Source organism: Arthrobacter sp. JCM 19049, assembly GCF_001310435.1.
Genome location: NZ_BAXF01000167.1, coordinates 1 through 4307 on the forward strand (window position 1 = coordinate 1; position 4307 = coordinate 4307).

Here is a 4307-nt window from a genome sequence, read left to right on the forward strand (position 1 = left end):
TGCCGATGGCCCACACCGGTTCGTAGGCGATAACCAGGCTGGCGGCCTGTTCTGCGGTGAGCCCCGCAATGGAGCCTCCAGCTGGTTGAGCGTGTAGGCCACGTGCTCGCCGGCCTGGCGCTTGTCCAGTCCCTCGCCGATGCACAGCACCGGGGTCAGCTCGTGGCGGTACGCTGCGGCCAGCTTGGCGGCGACGACCTCGTCGGTCTCGTTGTGGTACTGGCGACGCTCGGAGTGACCGACCAGCACGTAGCTGCAGCCCAGCTTGTTCAGGAACTGGCCGGAGATTTCCCCGGTGTAGGCTCCCGAATCCTGGGTGGACAGGTCCTGGGCACCGTAGACGATGTCCAGCTTGTCACCCAGGGTCAGGGTCTGCACCCCGCGGATGTCGGTGAACGGCGGGAATACGGCCACTTCGGCGCGGTCGTAGTCATGCTGGTGGTCCTTCAGGGTCCAGGCCAGCTTCTGCACCAGGGTGATGCCCTGGATGTGGTCCATGTTCATCTTCCAGTTGCCGGCGATCAACGGCGTGCGGACGAACTTTCCATCTTTTGAAATAGTCATTGACTAGCCTTCCAGAGCGGCCAGACCCGGCAGGGTCTTGCCTCAAGGTATTCCAGCGAAGCTCCGCCGCCGGTTGAAATGTGACCGAAGTCGTCTTCATCAAAGCCCAGGGTGCGTACCGCGGCCGCGGAGTCTCCGCCGCCCACCACGCTGAAGGCCTCCGATTCGGCCAGGGCACCGGCCACCCGGCGGGTGCCTTCGGCGAATGCCGGGATTTCGAAGACGCCCATTGGCCCGTTCCAGAAAACGGTGTTGGCGCTGGTGATGTAGCTGGCGAACAGTTCAGCGGTCTTCGGGCCGATGTCCAGGCCCAGCCCGTTGGCCCCAAAGCTGGCCTGCTCGATCTTGTCGGCGTCCAACACTTCGTGCGCGGCCTGGGCGTCGAACTTCTCCGCCACCACAACGTCGGTCGGGATGATAATGTCGCAGCCAAGCTTCTCGGCGCGGCTCAGGTACTCCTGGCAGGTCGCGACCTGGTCCTCTTCCAACAGGGAGCCGCCGACGGCGTGCCCCTGGGCCTTGAGGAAGGTGAAGGCCATGCCGCCGCCGATCAGCAGTTGGTCGGCCTTGCCCAGCAGGTTGTCGATGACCGCCAGCTTGTCCGAAACCTTCGAGCCGCCCAGCACGACCACGTAGGGGCGCTTCGGGGCTTCGGTGAGGGTCTTGAGCACCTTCACCTCGGTGGCCACCAGGTCTCCCTGGTAGGAGGGAAGCAGTGAAGCGATGTCGTAGACCGAGGCGTGCTTGCGGTGCACTGCACCGAAGGCGTCGTTGACATACGCGCCGTTCTGGCCGGTCAGCTCCGCCAGTTCGCGGGCGAACTGGCCACGCTCGGCGTCGTCCTTGGAGGTCTCGCGCGCATCGAAGCGCACGTTTTCCAACACCAGCACCTGCCCCTCGGCCAGTGCGGCGGCGGACTGCTGGGCGGAGGGGCCCACCACGTCCTCGGCCACGATGACCTCGAAGTCGGACAGTTCATTGAGCCGGTGGGCGGCCGGGGCGATGGAGTATTTGGGATCACGGTGCCCTTGGGGCGGCCCAGGTGGGCTATCACGATCACCTTGGCGCCGGCCTCGGTGAGTTTGGTGAGCACGGGCAGGGACGCGCGCACGCGTCCGTCGTCGGTGACAGTGGTACCGTCCAGCGGCACGTTCAGGTCGCTGCGGACCAGAACGTGCCGCCCACGGACACCGTCGGCGAGCAATTCGTCGAGAGTGTGTGCAGACATGTCTCTAGATTATCTGACTAGAGCTGCGATCCCACGAATTGAGTTAGGTCAACGAGTCGGGAGGAGTAGCCCCACTCGTTGTCGTACCAGGCCAGGATCTTCACGCTCTTGCCCATGACGGTGGTCAGCTCGGAGTCGAAGATCGCCGAATGCGGGTTGGTCACGATGTCCGAGGAGACCAACGGATCGGTGGAGTACTGCAGGTACGGGGCCAGGCTGCCTTCGGAGGCGGCCTTCTCGAAGGCTGCGTTGACTTCCTCCACGGTGACCTCGCGCGGCAGGTTCACGGTCAGGTCGGTGGCCGAACCGGTTGGGACCGGCACGCGCATGGCGTAGCGTGCAGCTTGCCCTTCAGCTCCGGCAGCACCGAACCGATGGCCTTCGCGGCACCGGTGGTGGTCGGGATGATGTTCAGGGCAGCAGCGCGGGCACGACGCGGATCCTTGTGCGGGGCATCCTGCAGGCGCTGGTCGGCGGTGTAGGCGTGGATGGTGGTCATCAGGCCGTCAACGATCCCGAATTCATCGTTGAGCACCTTGCCATCGGGGCCAGGCAGTTGGTGGTGCACGAGGCGTTCGAGATGATGTGGTGGTTGGCCGGATCGTACTGGTCGTCGTTTACGCCCATCACGATGGTGATGTCGTTGTTCTTCGCCGGGGCGGAGATGATGACCTTCTTGGCGCCGGCGTCTAGGTGCTTCTGGGCGTCCTTGGCCTTGGTGAAACGTCCGGTGGATTCCACGACGATGTCGACGTTCAGTTCGCCCCAGGGCAGGTTTTCGGGGTCCTTCTCCGAGAGCACCTTGATGCGCTTCTCGCCGACGACGATGACGTCCTCTTCCACGCTGACCTCTACGGGCAGAACACCCAGAACGGAGTCGAACTTCACCAGGTGGGCCAGGGAGTCGATTGAACCAAGGTCGTTGACGGCGACAATTTCAATGTCTGCGTTCTTGGCCAGGGCCGCGCGCAGGTAATTGCGTCCGATTCGTCCGAAACCATTGATTCCAACACGGGTTGTCACGTGACTATCTCCTCTAAATGGGGATGTTGGTGCCACTACCGCGTGCTAACGGAAGCGGCCTTTCGTTGAAGGACACTCCGTTGTGTCGTGTCTTCGGGCCCGATGGTTCGGGGCCCGAATCACTGATTACATTCTACGCCATCACTGGCGAGATGTGTGAGACAGCTAACTGTCTCTTTCGTTACTTGCCCGGAACGACGAGCGAGGTTGCACCCTGGCGGGCGGCCGCGAAACGAGCCTGAACGTCAGCCCAGTTCACGATGTTCCAGAACGCCTTGACGTAATCGCCCTTGACGTTGACGTAGTCCAGGTAGAAGGCGTGCTCCCACATGTCCAGCATCAGCAGCGGGATGGTCGCGACGGGGACGTTGCCCTGCTGATCGTAGAGCTGCTCGATGACCAGCTGGCCACCGATCGGCTCGTAGGCCAGCACGGCCCAGCCCGAACCCTGCAGTGAGGTCGCAGCAGCGGTGAACTGGCCGCGGAAGGCGTCGAAAGAGCCGAAGAACTCGTCGATGGCAGCTGCCAGTTCGCCCTCGGGCTTGTCGCCGCCCTCAGGGGAGAGGTTGTTCCAGAAGATCGAGTGGTTGGTGTGGCCACCGAGGTGGAAGGCCAGGTCCTTGGACAGCTTCGGGATGTTGCCGAATTCACCCTTTTCGCGGGCTTCGGCCATCTGCTCCAGAGCGGTGTTGGCCCCGGCCACGTAGGTGGCGTGGTGCTTCGAGTGGTGCAGCTCCATGATGCGAGCCGAGATATGCGGCTCCAGAGCGGCGTAGTCGTACTGCAGTTCAGGCAGCGAATAAACAGCATGATTCTCCTCAATCTTCTCAATCGGATGAATCTCCGCGAACTGTTGTCCGCGGGGACACTTACTGTTCCAGTGCATCTACTGGAACGCTGGACTCAGTCCCAGGTATTCCCAGTTCGCCCGCCTTTTTGTCGGCCATGGCCAAAAGGCGGCGGATCCGGCCTGCGATGGCGTCCTTCGTCATTGGCGGTTCGGCCATGCGACCAAGCTCGTCCAATGAAGCTTGTTTGTGTTCCAGTCGCAGTAACCCGGCGTAACGCAGGTGCTCGGGCACCTCGTCGCCCAGGATCTGCAGGGCACGTTCCACGCGCGCTCCGGCGGCCACCGCCGCCTGGGCGCTGCGTCGCAGATTGGCGTCGTCGAAGTTGGCCAGCCGGTTCGCGGTGGCCCGCACTTCCTTGCGCATCCTGCGTTCTTCCCACACCATCAGCGCATCATGTGCGCCCATGCGTGTCAACAGCTGGGCAATGGCGTCTCCGTCACGGATGACCACGCGGTCCACCCCGCGCACTCGCGGGCCTTGGCGGTGATGTCCAGCGACGGGCGGCACCGACCAGGGCCAGGGCGGCTTCCGGGCCGGGGCAGGTGATTTCCAGGGCGGAGCTGCGCCCGGGTTCGGTCAGTGAGCCATGGGAGAGGAAGGCGCCGCGCCACACCGCTTCGGCGTCGGCGGTGGACCCGTTG

Annotated in this window: 2 protein-coding genes and 3 pseudogenes; all 5 read right to left on the bottom strand. The window is 63.6% G+C overall.

Translation table 11 applies throughout. The features are described from left to right. On the bottom strand, positions 1–564 hold a 564-nt coding region (locus JCM19049_RS08670; RefSeq protein WP_374700268.1), incomplete at its 3' end, for a triose-phosphate isomerase. 3 nt (positions 565–567) lie between these two features. Then, positions 568–1792, bottom strand: a pseudogene (gene pgk / locus JCM19049_RS08675) (phosphoglycerate kinase). Between the two features lie 17 nt (positions 1793–1809). Next, a pseudogene (gene gap / locus JCM19049_RS08680) lies at positions 1810–2815 on the bottom strand (type I glyceraldehyde-3-phosphate dehydrogenase). A gap of 181 nt (positions 2816–2996) precedes the next feature. Further along, the gene (locus JCM19049_RS08685) at positions 2997–3701 is read right to left on the bottom strand and encodes a superoxide dismutase (RefSeq protein ID WP_279402793.1); all 705 of its coding nucleotides are present in this window, start codon (positions 3699–3701) and stop codon (positions 2997–2999) included. Continuing rightward, a pseudogene (whiA, locus tag JCM19049_RS08690) lies at positions 3685–4307 on the bottom strand (DNA-binding protein WhiA); the annotation flags it as partial. The gene JCM19049_RS08685 and the pseudogene whiA, both read right to left, overlap by 17 nt.